14 protein-coding genes are annotated in these 16,165 nt (G+C 71.6%); 2 read left to right on the forward strand and 12 right to left on the reverse strand.

Going from position 1 to position 16,165, the window contains the following annotated elements; translation table 11 throughout:
- Positions 1 to 8: 8 nt before the first annotated feature.
- Positions 9 to 506: a DUF6247 family protein gene (locus ACYX4T_RS20155; RefSeq protein ID WP_476011056.1), complete on the reverse strand. Its 498-nt coding sequence runs from the start codon at positions 504 to 506 to the stop codon at positions 9 to 11.
- Positions 507 to 587: 81 nt separating this feature from the next.
- Here ACYX4T_RS20155 and ACYX4T_RS20160 point away from each other — a divergent pair, with 81 nt between their 5' ends.
- Positions 588 to 782 (forward strand): hypothetical protein, encoded by a 195-nt coding sequence (locus tag ACYX4T_RS20160; protein ID WP_476011057.1) that lies wholly within the window; start codon positions 588 to 590, stop codon positions 780 to 782.
- Here the strand turns inward: ACYX4T_RS20160 and ACYX4T_RS20165 are convergent.
- The 5 genes from ACYX4T_RS20165 to ACYX4T_RS20185 all read right to left on the reverse strand — a co-directional run bounded on the left by ACYX4T_RS20165 (position 761) and on the right by ACYX4T_RS20185 (position 5,887).
- Positions 761 to 1,768, reverse strand: coding sequence for a 1-aminocyclopropane-1-carboxylate deaminase (locus tag ACYX4T_RS20165; protein ID WP_476015319.1), 1,008 nt, complete (start codon positions 1,766 to 1,768; stop codon positions 761 to 763). The two genes, ACYX4T_RS20160 and ACYX4T_RS20165, sit on opposite strands and share 22 nt — an antisense overlap.
- Positions 1,769 to 1,855: 87 nt before the next feature.
- Positions 1,856 to 2,617, reverse strand: a complete 762-nt coding sequence (gene madM, locus ACYX4T_RS20170) for a malonate transporter subunit MadM (RefSeq protein WP_476011058.1) — start codon at positions 2,615 to 2,617, stop codon at positions 1,856 to 1,858.
- Entirely contained in the window at positions 2,617 to 3,117 is a 501-nt protein-coding gene (gene madL / locus ACYX4T_RS20175) for a malonate transporter subunit MadL (protein ID WP_476011059.1), read from the reverse strand. The genes madM and madL overlap by 1 nt, the downstream gene beginning before the upstream one ends.
- 68 nt (positions 3,118 to 3,185) lie before the next feature.
- A complete protein-coding gene (locus ACYX4T_RS20180) occupies positions 3,186 to 4,688 on the reverse strand; it encodes a carboxyl transferase domain-containing protein (RefSeq protein WP_476011060.1) in 1,503 nt (500 codons plus the stop codon).
- Positions 4,685 to 5,887, reverse strand: coding sequence for a CaiB/BaiF CoA transferase family protein (locus ACYX4T_RS20185; RefSeq protein ID WP_476011061.1), 1,203 nt, complete (start codon positions 5,885 to 5,887; stop codon positions 4,685 to 4,687). The genes ACYX4T_RS20180 and ACYX4T_RS20185 overlap by 4 nt, the downstream gene beginning before the upstream one ends.
- A 127-nt stretch (positions 5,888 to 6,014) precedes the next feature.
- Here ACYX4T_RS20185 and ACYX4T_RS20190 point away from each other — a divergent pair, with 127 nt between their 5' ends.
- The gene (locus ACYX4T_RS20190; RefSeq protein WP_476011062.1) at positions 6,015 to 6,734 is read left to right on the forward strand and encodes a FadR/GntR family transcriptional regulator; all 720 of its coding nucleotides are present in this window, start codon (positions 6,015 to 6,017) and stop codon (positions 6,732 to 6,734) included.
- A gap of 48 nt (positions 6,735 to 6,782) precedes the next feature.
- On the opposite strand, the gene ACYX4T_RS20195 is transcribed toward ACYX4T_RS20190, so the two are convergent.
- The 6 genes from ACYX4T_RS20195 to ACYX4T_RS20220 form a co-directional block, all read right to left on the reverse strand.
- A complete protein-coding gene (locus ACYX4T_RS20195; protein WP_476011063.1) occupies positions 6,783 to 8,021 on the reverse strand; it encodes an NRAMP family divalent metal transporter in 1,239 nt (412 codons plus the stop codon).
- A 137-nt stretch (positions 8,022 to 8,158) separates the two neighbouring features.
- Positions 8,159 to 8,917: an SDR family NAD(P)-dependent oxidoreductase gene (locus ACYX4T_RS20200; protein WP_476011064.1), complete on the reverse strand. Its 759-nt coding sequence runs from the start codon at positions 8,915 to 8,917 to the stop codon at positions 8,159 to 8,161.
- Between the two features lie 143 nt (positions 8,918 to 9,060).
- On the reverse strand, positions 9,061 to 9,183 hold the full coding sequence (locus ACYX4T_RS20205; RefSeq protein ID WP_476011065.1) for a hypothetical protein: 123 nt from the start codon (positions 9,181 to 9,183) through the stop codon (positions 9,061 to 9,063).
- Positions 9,180 to 12,314, reverse strand: coding sequence for a DEAD/DEAH box helicase (locus ACYX4T_RS20210; RefSeq protein ID WP_476011066.1), 3,135 nt, complete (start codon positions 12,312 to 12,314; stop codon positions 9,180 to 9,182). The genes ACYX4T_RS20205 and ACYX4T_RS20210 overlap by 4 nt, the downstream gene beginning before the upstream one ends.
- On the reverse strand, positions 12,295 to 13,593 hold the full coding sequence (locus tag ACYX4T_RS20215; protein WP_476011067.1) for an ATP-binding protein: 1,299 nt from the start codon (positions 13,591 to 13,593) through the stop codon (positions 12,295 to 12,297). Before ACYX4T_RS20215 ends, ACYX4T_RS20210 begins: the two co-directional genes overlap by 20 nt.
- The gene (locus ACYX4T_RS20220; RefSeq protein WP_476011068.1) at positions 13,590 to 15,773 is read right to left on the reverse strand and encodes a TerB N-terminal domain-containing protein; all 2,184 of its coding nucleotides are present in this window, start codon (positions 15,771 to 15,773) and stop codon (positions 13,590 to 13,592) included. Before ACYX4T_RS20220 ends, ACYX4T_RS20215 begins: the two co-directional genes overlap by 4 nt.
- Positions 15,774 to 16,165: the final 392 nt, after the last annotated feature.

The following is a 16,165-nucleotide window of genomic DNA, read 5'->3' on the forward strand; positions in this document are numbered from 1 at the left end:
AGGTGGCGTCAGAGGCGGCGTTCGGAGACGTCCGTGGGTTCGTCCTCGGGCGGCGCCGTGCCGGTCAGCGCGGTGACCGCGTCGCGGACGACCCGACGGTGCTGACCGCGGTCGCGCGTGATCCATGCGCGCCGCCGCCAGAACTCGATCGTCTCGTGCACGACCGTCAGGTCCATGTCCCGCCCAGCCTCGTCCAACGCTGCTCGGAAGGCGCGGCTGAACGCCTCGCGATGTTCAGGATGGAGCGCCTCGAGCACCGCACGCGGCGTGGCGCCCGCGCGCGGGAGCGGCGGGAGCTCCTCCCGCGACGGAGCCTCCGGCCTCGCGCTGCTCACGTGTCGACGATAGCGAGTACGACCGACGGCAGAGCCCCGTTCGAGAGAACGCGCTGTCCTGGCGTCGAGCGCGTCCATGCTGACGCCACTGAAGATCTCCCGATCCGCCGGATCCGATCGGCGCCGAGCTGCGTCGAACCTCCCGAGAGGGAGGAGCGCCCATGAGGGCATCGTGCAGGGTCGTCCAGGTCGTCGCGATCATGGTGCTGGCGGCGTCTCGTCGTCGAGCCCTACCTGTGGGCCGTCGACGGGATGCTCTGGCCGCTCTTCCCCGACGGCGTGCGGATGTGGTCGGTCGAACGCATCCGTCGGGCCGACGCCGACGGCAGCGTGGAACTCACCGCCTTGCCCGGTCCGGTCGACCTCGACCACGACGCGACCTTCCTGCTCGAGCTCGCCGCACCCTCGACGGACCAGCAGCGGCTTCAGGAGAACGCGCCCGCGTAGGCGTTGAGGGCCGGCTGGCCGCCGAGGTGGGCGTAGAGCACCGTCGAGTCCGGCCCGATCTCGCCCGACTGCACGAGGTCGACGAGCCCCGCCATCGACTTCCCCTCGTACACCGGGTCGATGATCATCCCCTCGAGCTCGGCGGTGAGCCGGATCGCGTCGATCGTCGACGCCACCGGGATCCCGTAGCGGTCTCCGGCCCAGCCCTCGAGCACGGTGATCTCGTCGTCGCGCAGCTCGCGCCCGAGCCCGATCAGCTCGGCGGTGTGGCGGGCGATCCGTGCGACCTGGTCGCGGGTCTTCGGCAGGGTCGCCGAGGCGTCGATCCCGATCACCCGGCGCGACGGCTCCTGCGCGGCGAAGCCGGCGATCATGCCGGCGTGGGTCGAGCCGGTGACGGTGCAGACGACGATCGTGTCGAAGAAGACGCCGAGCTCGGCCTCCTGCTGCTCCACCTCGCGCGCCCACTGCGCGAACCCGAGCCCGCCGAGGCGGTGCTCCGAGGCCCCGGCCGGGATGCCGTAGGGCGTGCCGCCGGCCTCGCGGACCTCCTCCATCGCGCGCTCCCACGAGTCGCGGATGCCGATGTCGAAGCCGGCCGGGTCGAGCCGCACGTCCGCGCCGAGGATGCGCGACAGCAGGATGTTGCCGACCTTGTCGTTCACCGCGTCCGGCCAGTCCACCCACTTCTCCTGCACCAGCCGGGCTCTGAGCCCGAGCTTGGCCGCGACCGCGGCGACCTGCCGCGTGTGGTTGGACTGGTAGCCGCCGACGGAGACCAGCGTGTCGGCGCCCGAGGCGAGCACGTCGGGGACGATGTACTCGAGCTTGCGGGTCTTGTTGCCGCCGTAGGCCAGGCCGGAGTTGGCGTCCTCCCGCTTGGCCCAGACGTCCGCCCCGCCCAGGTGCGCGGTGAGGCGGTCGAGCCGGTGGACCGGGCTCGGTCCGAACAGCAGCGGGTAGCGCTCGAAGTCGTCGAGGGACATCGGGGCCTCCTGGTCCTCGTCCTGGGCGCCGATCGCCAGGTCGTGAGACACCGTATGCAAAATATTGCACGCCCGCCCGCCGTGAGGTCAGGTCATGATCCCCACGAGAGCGAGGTAGAAGACCGACGGGACGAGCAGGGCGCCCATGCCCGTGTAGAACGTCGAGGTCATGGCGCCGTAGGGCACGAGGCGCTTGTCCGTGGCGGCCAGCCCGCCGGCGACGCCCGAGGTCGTCCCCATCAGCCCGCCGTAGGCCATGGCCGACTTCGAGTTGTTCAGCCCGATCAGCGGGGCGATGAACGGCGTCCCGATCATGACCAGGACGGACTTGACCAGGCCGGCGGCCACCGAGAGCGCGATGACCTCACTGCTCGCGCCGAGCGCCGTCCCGGTGACGGGGCCGACGATGTAGGTCGCGGCGCCGCCGCCGATGGTGGCCATGCTGACCGGGTCGGTGTAGCCGAAGGCGAAGGCGATGAGGGCGCCGACGACCGCGGCGACGAGCACGCCGAGCAGGATCGACAGGATGCCGGCCGCGCCGCCCTTGCGGATCTCGCGCAGGTCGACGCCGTAGGCGGTGGAGACGATCGCGAAGTCGCGCAGCATCGCCCCGCCCATCACCCCGAGGCCGGCGAAGATCGCGACGTCGGCCAGGCCGTCCTCGCCGCCGGTGACCGAGCCGCCGACGTAGGCCAGCACCAGCCCGACGACGATCGCGATCGCGGAGCCCTGCAGGCGCCCGCGGGTGAGCTTCTTGGACAGGAAGTTCGACGCGAGCACCACCATGCCGACCAGGAAGAAGGCGAAGACGAGCCCGTTGTCGGTGAAGACCTCGGCGATGCGGTCCATCAGGCGCTCCCCTTCGTGGCGGTGGTCTGGTCGGTGGCGGTCCGGTCCGGGGCGGTGCCCTCAGCGGTGGTCCGGTCGCTGGAGGCGTCGGCCTCCCGGGCCCGCACGGGTGCCTCCTCGTCCTCCAGCGGCGGCAGGGGTTCGGCCTTGCCGCCGATGCGGGCCAGCAGCGGGACCAGGGCGAGCCCGACCAACGTCGCGGCGACCCCGACGATCAGGGCCATCGGGCCGCCCGACAGGGCGGAGACGACGTTCTGGGTGGCCGCCATCGCCACCACGATCGGGATGTAGAGGGCGGACCAGAACAGGACGCCCATCTCGGTGGCGGCCGGGAACCGGTCCCGGCGCCGGAGCTGGTCGGCGACCAGCACGAACAGCACCATCGCGAACCCGACGCCGCCGACGTTGGCGTCGACGCCGAGCGCGAGTCCGAGCGCTTCTCCCATCAGGGTGCCGACGAGATAGCACCCGCCCAGTACCGCGAGGCCGATGATGACCATGAGTTTCTCTCCGTTCGCCGTCCTCGTCGCTTGCCTGCGGCGGGGACCGGGTGTGCGGGTCGTGGGGCTCAGGCCGCCCCGGGTGTGAGTCGGGTGAGGCGAGCGTGACGGCTGCCACGCGCCGTGGCGAGGGCGATCTCCTCCGTGACCGCGGCGGCGAGCCGCTGGAGGAACGCCGTGGGCTCATCGGCGGCGTCGGGCCGTTCGGCGACGATCCGGTCCACCGCGCCGAGGGCGACGAGGTCGGCGGCGCGGACGTGCTGGCCCGCGACCACCTCGGCGGCCCGCCCGGCCTCGCCGTGCACGATGGCGGCGGCGCCCTCGGGCGGCAGCGGGGTGATCCAGCCGTGGCGGGCGATCACCACCCGGTCGGCCGGCAGCAGCGCCAGCGCCCCGCCGCCGGCGCCCTGCCCGGCGACCACCGACACGGTCGGCACCGGGAGGGCGACCATGTCGGCGAGGCAGCGGGCGATCTCGCCCGCCAGGCCCGCGGACTCCGCGGCCGCGCTCAGTTCGGCGCCCGGGGTGTCGATCACCGTGACGAGCGGCAGCCCTAGCTCGGCGGCGAGGGCCATGCCGCGCCGGGCGACCCGCAGGTCCGCCGGGCCGATCTCGCGCTCGTCCTGCGCGGCGCGGTCCTGCCCGACGAGCACGCAGGCCGTGTCGCCGAGGCGCGCGAGGCACACCACGGTCGCGGCAGCGGTCTCGCCGGTCCCGGTGCCGTGCAGGGCGACGACGTCGCGGGCGTGGTGGGCGAGCAGGTCGCGCAGGCCGGGCCGGTCGGGACGCCGGGTCGCGGCCACCGCCGCCCAGGCGTCCACACCGTCACCGTCGTCGTCGGCGGGCGCGGTCGTCCGCGGCGGGGCGCCGACGGGGAGGGGACCGCGGGCGGTGAGGTCCAGGACCCGTCGGACGATCTCGCGCCCCTCGCTCGCGGTGGCGACGGCGTCGACGAGGCCGTGGGCGTGCAGGTTCTCGGCGGTCTGGACATCGCGCGGGAAGGCGGTGCCGTGCAGGGCCCGGTAGACCTTCGGGCCCAGGAAGCCGACGAGCGCTCCGGGCTCGGCGAGCGTGAGGCTGCCGAGCGACCCCCACGAGGCGAAGACGCCACCGGTGGTGGGGTGGCGCAGGTGGACGACGACGGGCAGCCCGGCACGGCGGTGCGCGGCCACCCGGTCGGCGATCGCGGGCATCTGGAGGAACGCGGGCGTGCCCTCCTGCATGCGGGTGCCCCCCGACGCGGGGGCGAGCAGCAGCGGGAGCCCCTCGGCGGTGGCGCGCTCGACCGTCGCGACGATGCGACGCGCGGCCCCCGTGCCGATCGAGCCGACGAGGAACCCGAACTCGCTCACGACCACCGCCAGCCGGCGTCCGCCCACCCGGCCCTCGCCCGACACGACCGCCTCGTCGGTGCCGGCACGCTGCACGGCGTGAGCGAGCTCGAGGCGGTAGTCCTCGTGCGGGGGGAGCGTCGGCGTCGCGGGCAGCTCCCACGAGCAGAACGAGCCGGGGTCGAGCACGGCGTCGAGGAACTCCCGCGACCCCGTGACGAGGCGGGCCGGGGCGCTCACGCGCGGGTCCCGGCGGTCGCGTCGGCGCGGCCGAACTCGGCCCGGATCGCCGCGCCGTGCTCGTCGAGCACCGGGGGCGCCGCGTGCTCGGTGGGGGAGACCTCGGTGCCGTCGGCGAAGAAGCGCAGCGGCGGCCCCGGGACGGTCACGGTGCCCAGGGAGCGGTGGTCGACGTCGAGGAGCAGGCCCTGGCTGCGGGTCTGCTCCCAGGCGTAGACCTCGTCGATCGTGCGGACCCGCCCGGCGGGGACGCCCGCGCGCTCGAGGCGGGCGAGCACCGTCTCGGCGGTGTCGCCGCCGAACGCCCGCTCGACGGCCGGCCGGACGAGCTCGGGGTGCTCGACGCGTTCGGCGTTGGTGCGCATGCCCTCGGCGTCGGGGTCGAGGCCGAACTCGGCGCAGAGGCGTCGCCACAGCCCTTCCGACCCGCAGGAGATCTGCACGATCCCCTCGCCGCAGCGGAACATGCCGTAGGGCGAGATCGACGGGTGGTGGTTGCCGCGGGCCTGCCCGACCTTGCCGGCGACGGTCCAGGCCGTGCCCTGGAAGCCGTGCACGCCGACCACGGCCGAGAGCAGGGAGGACCGCACGACCTGGCCCTCGCCGGTGCGCTCGCGCTCGTGCAGCGCGGCGAGCACGCCGTAGGCGCCGTACATGCCGGCGAGGATGTCGGCGATCGGGACGCCGACCCGTTGCGGATCGTCGGGTCCGGAGCCGGTCAGCGACATCAGACCGGCCTCGCCCTGGGCGATCTGGTCGTAGCCCGAGCGGCCGGCCTCGGGGCCGTCGTGCCCGAACCCGGTGATCGACAGGACGACCAGGCGCGGGTTGAGCGCCCGCAGGTCGTCGGGGCCGAGCCCGAGCCGGTCGAGCACACCGACGCGGAAGTTCTCCACCAGGACGTCCGCGCGCCGCACGAGCTCCTCGAGGACCGCACGGTCGTCGTCGGCCTTGAGGTCGAGGGCGACCGACTCCTTGTTGCGGTTGGCCGACAGGAAGTACGTCGACTCCTGGGCGCCCTCCTCGCCGACGAAGGGCGGGCCCCACCCGCGGGTGTCGTCGCCGGCCATCGGGTTCTCGATCTTGACGATCCGGGCGCCGAGGTCGCCGAGCATCATCGTCGCGTGCGGGCCGGCCAGCGCGCGGCTGAGGTCGACGACGAGGACGTCGTGCAGCGGGCCGCGATCGGTGCGGGGCATGGGGCTCCTTCGACGGGAGGGACGTCGTCGAGCCGGACCAATTGGCTCGGTGTCCTAGTGGACTGTCCAGTGACGTGGACTATCCACTGGCGTTAGGATGATGTCAACGTCACAAGGGAGGCCGCGGGTGTCGGTGGGACCGCGCAGTTCGTCGTCGTTGCAGCCGTTCGTGCGCCCGCGCCTCTACGAGCAGCTCGTGGAGCGGCTGCTGGACCACATGTGGTCCGAGGGGCTCGCCGCGGGCGACCGGCTCCCGCCCGAGCGCGAGCTCGCGGGCCTGCTCGGCGTCTCGCGGGCGTCGGTGGTGCAGGCGCTGGTGGCGCTCGAGGTGCAGGGCGTGGTCGCGGTGCGCCACGGCGAGGGCGCGGTGATCCGCGAGGTGCCGGCGGACCGGCAGGTGCTCGCGGCGCTGCGCGACCGGCGTCACCGCCTGCGGGAGGTGATCGAGGCGCGCGAGGCGCTCGAGGTGAAGATCGCGGCCCTGGCGGCCCAGCGCCGCACCGGCGACGACCTGGACGCGATCGACGCGTCGCTGCAGCTCATGGCCGAGGACATCGACGACGGCGGGCGCGGCGTGGCCGGCGACGAGCGCTTCCACGCCGCCGTCACCGCCGCCGCACACTCGGGCCTGCTAGCGTCGATGATGCGCGAGATCTCCGAGCTCATCCGGGAGTCGCGGATCGAGTCGCTGTCCCAGCCCGACCGCCCGTCCCAGTCGCTCGCCGGGCACCGCCGCGTCGCCGACGCCATCCGTGCCGGCGATGCGGCCGCGGCGGCGCAGGCCATGGGTGACCACATCGTCGCGGTCTCGGACGTCGGACTGCTGCGGGACGGTGAGGGGTCCTAGGAACCGCGCGCCGACGTGGGCGCCGAGCAGGGTCGGGCCGGGGCGTCCTCAGGACACGAGGTTCGCGATCCCGCCCAGCGAGTTGACGGCGAGGTAGACGGTGAGCAGCCAGGTCAGCACGCCGATCACGAGCAGCCAGCGCGGGTAGCGGTAGCCCTGGAGCAGGTCCTGCGAGCGGCGGGCGGCGACCCACAGCAGGAACGCGAAGCCGATCGGCAGGATCAGTCCGTTGACCGCACCGGCGAGCACGAGCAGCGTCGACGGCGTCGTGCGCAGGGCCACGAACACGATGGTGGACACCGCGATGAATGCGACCGTGACCAGGCCGCGGTTCCGGGAGATCCACGGGTGCAGCGAGGACAGGAACGACACCGAGGTGTACGCCGCGCCGATCACCGAGGTGAGGGCGGCCGCCCACAGGATCAGCCCGAACACGACGCGTCCGGCGGTGCCGAGCGCGGCCCCGAAGGCGTCGGCCATCGCGTTGCCGCTGCTCAGGGCCACGCCGCCGGTGACCGCGCCGAGAACCACGAGGAACAGCAGCCCCCGGGCGACGGCGGTGAGCACGATGCTCAGCACGGAGGTGCGCGTGACCTGGCGGACGTCGTCGGGCCCCGAGACCCCGGCGTCGACCATGCGGTGGGCCCCGGCGTAGGTGATGTAGCCGCCGACGGTGCCGCCCACGAGCGTCGTCACCGCCAGGAAGCTGAAGGTGTCCGGCGCGACGGCCTGGACCAGCGCCTCGCCGACCGGCGGCGACGACGCGATCGCGGCCCACAGCGCCATCGCGAGCATCACCGCCCCCAGGACGATCACGACCCGGTCCAGCGCGCTCTGGGCCCTGCGGACCAGGAAGATCGCGATCGCGAGCACCGCCGAGATCGCTCCGCCGATGCCCGGGTCCAGGCCGGTCATGGTCTGCAGCCCGAGCCCGGTGCCGCCGACGTTGCCGATGTTGAACACCAGCCCGCCGGCCACCACGAGCACGACGAGCACGACCCCGGCCCCCGGCAGCACCGCCGACGCCAGGTCCTGGGTGTAGCGGCCGGCGATGCCGATGACGCGCCAGACGTTGAGCTGCACGGCGATGTCGATGAGGACGGACAGCAGGATGGCGCAGGCGAAGGCCGCGCCGAGCTGCACCGTGAAGGTCGCGGTCTGGGTGATGAAGCCCGGCCCGATGGCGCTGGTCGCCATCAGGAACATCGCGCCCAGCAGGGCCTGGCGCCGGGCCGGTGCGGGCCGGTTGCGCGTGCCCGACGAGGTGGTCGGGGGCTCGCTCGCCATCACGGTCCTCCGGGGCGGATTCGGGGATCATCCTGGAGCGAGCACATCGTGGTGTGGAATCGATGTGTTCGCCAGCGCCACGCCCGGTCGCGCCTCGCCCGCGCCTGGTCCGCCGCCTCGCCGTCACCGGGAGCTCGTCAGAGCATCAGCCCGCCCTCGACCGGCACCGTCGCGCCGGTCATGTAGGCGCTGTCGTCCGAGGCCAGGTAGACGACGGTCTTCGCGATCTCCTGCGGCGTGGCGTGCCGCCCGAGGGGGATGAGGTCGTCGAACGCCTTGGCCGCCTCCTCCTGGCCCAGGCCCGTCGCGCGCATCTCGATCGAGTCCTGGAACGGCGTCGACGTCGGCCCGGGGTGCAGGGAGTTGACGCGGATGCGGCGCGGCGCGAGCTCCTTCGCAGCCGCCCGCATCATCCCGACCTGCGCGTGCTTGGCCGCGACGTAGCCGCTGATGCCACCGAAGCCCATGAGCCCGACGACGCTGGACGTGATGATGATGCTCGCGCCCTCGCCGAGGTGGGGCGAGGTGTGCTTGACCATGTGGAAGGCGCCGAGGGCGTGGATCTGCAGCGTGCGGGCGAACTCGTCGGACGGGTAGTCCTCGATCGGGGCGACGGCCCCGGTGTTGCCGGCGTTGCTGAAGACGACGTCGAGGCGCCCGAACCGCTCCATGGCCTCGGCGACGGCGGTCTGCACGGCCTGCTCGTCGATGACGTCGGCCCTCGTGAACGCGGCCTTCTCCTCGCCGAGCTCGGCGACCGCCCGCTTGAGCGCGTCGGCGTCCAGCCCGACGAGGTGCACCTGCGCGCCCTCGTCGACCATCGCGCCGGCCGACGCCCGCCCGATCCCGCTCTCCCCGCCGGTGACGATCGCGACCTTGCCGTCCACCTTGCCCATGCCTGCCCCCTTCGTCCGGACCGGAAGGGCAGCGTGAACCCGCGCTGACCTGGGCAGGTCTCGGCAAGGCCACGGGTCGGTGGTGACCTCGTCGCGGTCAGCGGGCTCGCGTGCAGCGGGTCACCGACCGACTCCGCGGCGTCTCACGGACGCGTCGAGCGCACCCCGTCAGCGGCGAGGACGAGCTCCGTCTCGCCCGCTTCCTTCGCCTGGACCGTCGACGAGCTGGTCACAGGCTGGCCCTTCTCAGCGGCGAGGTCGTTCACGAGGTGGCGGGTATCGAGAGCGTCAACCGATGGGTGCGCTCGACGATGTCGAGTTGCCTGCGCGTCTCCGCCGTCAGGTCCCGATCAGCAACGGCGCACCGGTGGACGGCTGCGAGATCACCCAGCGCCCACGTGCGCGCCACGCCGACGAGGTGATCGAGTTCGACGCTCGTGATCTCGCCGTCCTCCAGAGCCCAGGTCAGCGCCTCGGCGTAGGCGGTCTCCCCCGCCGACGCCATCGCCGGCGCGACCGACGGCGTGCGTCGTGTCGTCCGTGTTCGGGGTCGCGCCCGCCCCGACGGCGCGATTTCCGGCCAGTGCGGTGGCAGGTGTCTTGTGGAGACGCCGAGGTCGGCGAGGCTCTGCGCCATCAGTAGTGCGAGCTGGGCGCGAAAGAGCGCTGCGGTTGCGAGCGCGTCCTCGCGGGCGCTGTGGGCGTTCTCGAGTTCGATCTCGTGGGCAGCGCATGCGCTCGCCAAGGAGCGCGCCGCTTGCGGAGCGGTTCGGTCGGCGAGTGCCATCGTGCAGAGGCTGGGCAACCGCGGCAGCGGATGGCCGACTCGGTCGAACTCGGCGTGCAGGAAGCCCAGGTCGAACGGCGCGTTGTGGGCGACCACGACGCGGCCTCCCAGCCGCACCGCGACATCGCCGGCGACATCGGCAAAGGTCGGAGCTCCGATCACGTCGACCATCTCCAGCCCGTGGACGCGGGTTGGGCCGACATCCCGGCCGGGGTCGAGGACCGTGTGCCAGAAGTCCTCGACGCTGCCGTCCGGACGGCAGGTGACGATCGCGATCTCGACGGCGCGGTGTCCGCGGCCGACCGCCAGGCCCGTGGTCTCGACATCGATGACGGCGAACGGTGTGAGGCCGAGCTCGACGACAGGACCGGCGGCCGTCTCGGGTGGCGCCGCCAACACGGGAACGTCGACCGTCGAGGACGGACTCGTGAGCGTGCGGGTCCCTCGCGACAGCAACCACGCCCAGGCTCCGTCGACGTCGAGGGCTCTGGCCGCGTAGGCCATGTCGAGGAGGGCCGGCGACAGGACCCCGTCCCACTTCTCCTCGCGCTTGACGGGCACGGTCGCGGCGAGGTCCAGCGGGTCCGGAGGCGTCATCGCCGCCAGGCGATCGAGGACACGCCCCACGACGTCCTCGGGAGCTCGCGCGACGATGGCTGGGCCCTCGCGGTCGGTCTCGATGCCGGCGTGGTGCATCGCGACGCGCACGGTATCGACGACGCGGTCGCCGCGCCAGGGGAAGATCATGCATCGCCGCCCCCAGCCGATGATGTCGCGCCGGTGGAGCTCGAGTTGGGCAAACATCGACCGACCCTCGGCGAGCAACGATCGAGCGCCCTCGTCGAGGTATGTCGGCACCGCGTCGCCGAGATAGAGATGCTCCATCTCCTGCCGCACCCGGTCGTGGACACGCGCTGCGCCGGTGGGCGGGAAGTCAGGTGCGGTCCCGGTCGCGTCCGCGACCACTTCGACCTCTCCGGCTCCGAGGTGCACCGCGATGATCCGCCAACGTCGCCCGGCGAGGACGAGGCCCATCCCCGGAAGCAGGGTGTCGTCGGCGTCGATGGAGCCGATCTCGCGTCCTTGTGCCAAGACCCGGAAAGCCTTGGGGGACTCGAAGGCAGCGAGGAACGACCAGTCCTCGATCTCCTTCTCGCCGCGTCCGGCGGGGAGGAGCAGGCCGTCCGAGGAGCTCATCAGCAGGTCGGCATCGTGCATCGCGTCGAGCAAGCGTCGGAAGGTCCTCACGTCAACCGGGAATGGACCTCGCGAGCAGAGGGCGGACTCCGCCTCCGTCGGGTAGACGCCACCGTGCTGCGCCGTCAGCGACAGCACCTGTTGCACGAGCGTCGAGAGGTGGAGCCCACCAGTCTCGGGCGGTTCGCACCAATCATGGGTGAGGAAGAGCTCGAGCATCGCCATCGTCTGCACAAGCTCGGACCGCAGAGCGTCCTGGGGTTCGATGCCCGGCTGGAGCTTCGGCTCGGTGACGTACGTCCGCAGTACCGATCGCTCGCCGGGTAGACGACCCGAACGTCCCCACCGCTGCCGCAACGCAGCGACCGAGGGTGGGCAGCGGACCTGCGCGACCTCACGCACCTGACCGATGTCGATACCCATCTCCAGGGTGGATGTACAGATTGCGGTGGCCGGCTGAGTGCTCTTGAGTCGGTCCTCGACGTCCTCCCGCTCGGCCTTCGCCAGGCTGCCGTGGTGCGCGAAGAACTCGTTCGGCGCGCGGACGTGCTCGCATTCACTCCGTAGGCGGTCCGCGTAGGTCTCGACTTCCTTGCGACGGTTGGCGAAGACAAGGTTCGTGTGGCCCCGCAGAGTGCGAAAGAGCTGGTGCGCCACGGCCGACGGCCCGCCGGTATCCCGTGAGCTGAGGTGACCCCGCAGAACGGTCACCCTTTCCCTGGCTTGATCGACACCCTTGATGACCGTCACGCGTTCGCCTCGACCCGGGCGGAGGAACTCGGCACCGATGGCGAGGTCGCCGACGGTGGCAGACAGGCCGATCCGCGGCACTCGCCGCCGGCAGAGCAGGTCCAGGCGGTGGAGCAGCGACGCGAGCTGAGCACCTCGTGCCGACCCCGGGAACGCGTGGAGTTCGTCCACCACGACGTAGCGCAGGGCGCCGAGCAAGCCCTTGGCGGCGTCGCCCCTCAGGCACAGCAAGCCCTCGACGGATTCCGGGGTGATGAACAGGACGCCGGCCCGATCCCGCCACACCTTCTTCTTGCGGCTCGCCGGCACGTCGCCGTGCCATGCGTGCACTGGCACGTCCAGCTCCGCGCACATCCGTTCGAGGCGCTCGGTCTGGTCGTTGATCAGCGCCTTGAGCGGCGAGATCGCCAAGACCTCGACACCACGTGAATCCTCACCGCGCTCGCGGCGTTCGAGTAGTGCGGACAGGATGGGCAGGAATGCGGCTTCGGTCTTTCCGCCCGCCGTCGACGCGGTGATGAGCACGTCGCGATCGCCGGCCAGAATCGGATCGACAGCTCGGGCCTGTGCGTCCTGCAGGTTCGTCCATCCCCTGTCGTGCACCCACTTCTGGACAGGCCGGGCTAGGCGCTCGAATGCGCCGTCAGACAGAGATGAGGTCATCGTCGTCGTCGAGCGGCGCGAGGTCGGGGTTCTCCTCCGGCTGAACCGCGGTGTGGCCGAGCACCTCGCGCCAATCGCGGTCGGGATGCTGCTCCAGCAGCGACAACAGGTCGCAGAACGCCTTAATCGTCGTGCGCGGGGTACGGAAGTACGCGTCACCGATCTGTTGACGGCAATGCGCCATGAACGCGTCGATCGCGTCGTCGGGGACGAGGTACTGCGTGGTGTCGCCCGACGCGTACACGTGCCGCAGGTTCTCGAGCAGGACGTGGAAGTCCTCGGGCGTCAACTGGTCGAGGCGCAGGACGGGCCCCGAGTAGTCGACTAGCCCGTTGGTCGCGAAGCGGTTCTCGGTCAACCTGCTCGCGAGCGCGCCGTAGGAATGTAGGCCTCGACGGGAGTCGGTGAGGAAGTCCGGCGTGCCACCGAAAAGGAAGCCGATGCCTTCGGCGCTCCCCTGGTGGCAGTCGTTGACGATCCGCAGGATCTGCTCGTAGTTCGCCTCACGGCTGCCCTTATGAGCGATCTTGTAGAGGTTGACCATCTCGTCGAGACAGATCAGCAGGCCCTTGTAGCCCGCCAGCCGCACGAAGCGGGCAAGGAGTTTGAGCTGGTCGTAGAACGAGTCGTCGTCGACGATGGTCCTGACTCCGAGGTCGGCGCGGGCCTCCGTCTTGGTCGAGTACTCGCCCCGCAGCCAGCGCACGGCGTTGGCCTTGAGCGCGTCGTCATCGGTGTCGTAACCGCGCCAGTACTTCTCGATGACGATCGCAAAGTCATAGCCGCCGACGAGCTCCTGGAGGTCCTCGAGACGCGTCTTGATGACACGGCTCGGACTGGTGTCGGCCCTCTTCGCCTCGTCCATGGCCTGGGTGACGAAACGCTCGACCACCCCGGCGAGCGCCCCCTCAGGTTTGGCCTGCGTACCAGCGTTGCGCATCAACTCGGTGTAGAGGCCGCGCGCCTGGCCGCCGCTGGACGCCAGGCGGCGGCCGGGATTGAGATCGGCATGGAGAGTGACGAGCTTGCGTTGCGCTGCGACGGCTCGGACGAGGTTGAGGAAGAACGTCTTCCCCGAGCCGTAGTCGCCGATGATGAAGCGCGCGGCTGTCCCGCCCTCGGTGACCCGGTCGATGTCGCCGAGCAGCGCCTGGACCTCGTTCGCGCGGCCTACCTGGATGAGGTGCTGCCCGGTCCGCGGCACGACGCCGGAGCGCAACGACTGAATCAGCGCGTTTCGCTCGCGGGCCTTGATCTTCGCGGTGCCGTGGGAGGTCATGTGCGCATCTCCTCGTAGATGGCCGAGTCGACGGTCACCGACTCGTCGTCGTGCACCTCGATCACGGGTTCCTCCGTCAGGTCGAGAGCGGCTTCGTTGATGACGTCCAGCGCGCCGTCGGGCAGGACTCCCCATCGCCCGGCGACGCGTTCGAGATCGGGCCGGGTGGTCGTCCCCCGCCGCAAGAGATCGCTGAGCAGGGCGAAGTGCGCCGCGTCCAGGTGCGCGATCTCCGAGTCCGGTGTGATCGGGGCGGGTGTCTCGTCATCGAGCTCAGCGGGTTCCTCGTCAGCGAAGATGGCCGCGAGGAGGCTCTGCACCCTCTGGTTGTCGGCCTGGCGCATGCTCAGCCGGTCTTCGTCGACCTGCACGAGCCGCTCGCCCACGTCCACCGGCTCCGACCCATCTCCTTCATCGGACGGACCGACCGGGCGGCGAGGAGTAGCGAGCGGCGCCCCGACGAGCGTGCTGCTCGCAGTGCCTGGAACGGAGATCTCCTCGAGGCGCTGAGCCTCGCCGTGCGGATCGGCCGTGTCCGGAGCCGGCGACGCCGGCTCCTCGTCGCGGTGCTCGTCCTCGGCGGGGAGCTCGTCGCCCTGCGGTCGAGAGGGTGCGAGGTCGAGCTCTGCAAGGCGGAGTCGCCGATCGACCTCCGCTGGGTCGAGGTCGAGGAGCTCGTGGATCGCGCGGAGGACGCAAAGCTCGTCCTCGGTGACGGCGCCATCGGCACGTGCGACGTCCAGAAGGTGGGAGCCGAGCGAGTGGCGCTCAACCACGGACAGACCGACCATCCGGGAAGCGACGTCCTTGAGACGGAGATCGCTCGACGTCACCAAGACGCGATGTGCGTTGAGCCGGGCGCGCTCCGCCTCGGTGAGCCCTTTGGCGCGGTGCACCTGCTCGATGAGCATCGACTGCTCGGTCTCGTCGACCTTCCCGTCGGCCGATGCCACCGCGGCGCAGAGCTCGAGAGCGACGAGCGCGGCGGCGTAGGCCTCGGAGGGGCTTGTCGCTGGAGGACCGGCGAACCGGAAGGCGGCTACCGGTGACCGGCGGTCGAGCGGCTGGCCGCCGAAGCGCGCGTCGGGCTCGATCCCGAGCCCATGGCGATCGAGGATCTGAGCGATGGCGACGGCGTCGCGCCGCTCGACGGTGGATCCTTGGGTGGTCGCCAGCCAGCCGTCCACCAGCGGCGCACCGTCGATGAGGGCCGTGCTTGCCTCCCGGAGGGCGGTCTCGACGAACTCCACCACGGGTCGGGAGGCAGCCTCGATCGGCGTACCGACCAGCAGCGGACTCGGAAGGACGGCGGCCGCGTACACGGTGTCGGCGGCTTCGGGGTGGCTTGTCACCCACCGCACGTAGGAAGCCATCTCGGACTCGACCTGATCGCTGATCTCGGCGAAATCCCGCGCCGGGGCGGGGGTCAGGAAGACATCCGAAGCGTCGCCAACGGTGATCTCGAGTGGAGTCGGGAGGGCGGGATTCGCCGGGACGTACTCGAGGGTGAGCCGCCGGCGCCGGGGCTTGGCGGTGAAGCCATCGGGGAAGCGCTCGGCGAAGTGGTGTCGCCAGAGGGCGGCGAACTCGTCGGGCGCTCGCCGCGCCGCATCACGGCGGGTCAGGTCGGGGTGATACCAGGCCCACGCGAGCGCCCAGTCGGCGTTCACCGCCTCCGAGGCAAGGGCTCGGCGCCCGAGCTCGACCTGGAGCGCGTCTGGAACCGGCGCGGCGTCGAGCGGAGGCGGACTTCCCCGCCGAGCGTGTCCGGTGAGGACCTCGATGACGCGCGCTACGTCGGGGTCGGCGCCGTACACCTCGCCCAGTTCGGCAGCCTCGCGACGCAGCGTGGGGTCGCTGTCCTGCTCCACGAGGATGCGCCGTTCGAGCCCGTAGAGGTGCAGGAGCGCCCACACGGTGGGCGCCTGCGACGCGCGCCGACTGGTCCGGTGCCAGACGAGGAACGCGGCTCGCGCCGCGGGGGTCAGCTCGCCGTAGTGCAGCGGGCGCGTCACCGTCGTCGCTTGCCAGTCCGGTGCGGTGAGGTCGACGGGCAGATCGGGGTCGACGACCTCGGGCGATGTCGCCGTGCCGATGTAGACACCGCTCAGGGACGTACCGGCGACTGTGACGGGTTGATCAAGTGGAGCCCACTGGTTCACCGTCACACTCGCCGTCACGCGCCCCCCTGAGCAGTCGCTGGTACCCCGATCGTGAGCCCGACCGGGGTCGCTCGACGACGGAGATCACTCGATCGAGTACCGGTCGTCGCGATCTCCTCCAGTGGAGCTTCGGGCAGGTCAAGGATCTTGTTACTCGTCGCAGGTGACCGCCTTGCTAGTCCGCAGGGGCTGTGAATCGGAAGCCCCGATCTCCCCGCCCTGGTGAGGAGGCGTGCGGGGCCTTCGCGCCGCTGCCAATGACCCGTGACAGGCTGCACGCCGTGCCTGAAGGCGTCGACGACGGGCTGTACGAGTCACTGCGCACAGCCCGCCTCGAGCGCCGACTCCAGCCCCTCCCGACCGGCGCCGCCGTCTGGGACAAAATCCCCAGCGCAGCGGCGCCCGAGGTG

This window comes from Actinomycetospora sp. ABD4_176 (assembly GCF_056311855.1).

What these genes read in the sequence shown, in the direction of transcription:
- ACYX4T_RS20155 (WP_476011056.1), bottom strand. Translation starts at nt 506, where the DNA reads ATGCCCTCATGGGCGCTCCTCCCTCTCGGGAGGTTCGACGCAGCTCGG.
- ACYX4T_RS20160 (WP_476011057.1), top strand. Translation starts at nt 588, where the DNA reads ATGCTCTGGCCGCTCTTCCCCGACGGCGTGCGGATGTGGTCGGTCGAA.
- ACYX4T_RS20165 (WP_476015319.1), bottom strand. Translation starts at nt 1,768, where the DNA reads ATGTCCCTCGACGACTTCGAGCGCTACCCGCTGCTGTTCGGACCGAGC.
- madM (WP_476011058.1), bottom strand. Translation starts at nt 2,617, where the DNA reads ATGGACCGCATCGCCGAGGTCTTCACCGACAACGGGCTCGTCTTCGCC.
- madL (WP_476011059.1), bottom strand. Translation starts at nt 3,117, where the DNA reads ATGGTCATCATCGGCCTCGCGGTACTGGGCGGGTGCTATCTCGTCGGC.
- ACYX4T_RS20185 (WP_476011061.1), bottom strand. Translation starts at nt 5,887, where the DNA reads ATGCCCCGCACCGATCGCGGCCCGCTGCACGACGTCCTCGTCGTCGAC.
- ACYX4T_RS20195 (WP_476011063.1), bottom strand. Translation starts at nt 8,021, where the DNA reads ATGGCGAGCGAGCCCCCGACCACCTCGTCGGGCACGCGCAACCGGCCC.
- ACYX4T_RS20200 (WP_476011064.1), bottom strand. Translation starts at nt 8,917, where the DNA reads ATGGGCAAGGTGGACGGCAAGGTCGCGATCGTCACCGGCGGGGAGAGC.
- ACYX4T_RS20210 (WP_476011066.1), bottom strand. Translation starts at nt 12,314, where the DNA reads ATGACCTCATCTCTGTCTGACGGCGCATTCGAGCGCCTAGCCCGGCCT.
- ACYX4T_RS20215 (WP_476011067.1), bottom strand. Translation starts at nt 13,593, where the DNA reads ATGACCTCCCACGGCACCGCGAAGATCAAGGCCCGCGAGCGAAACGCG.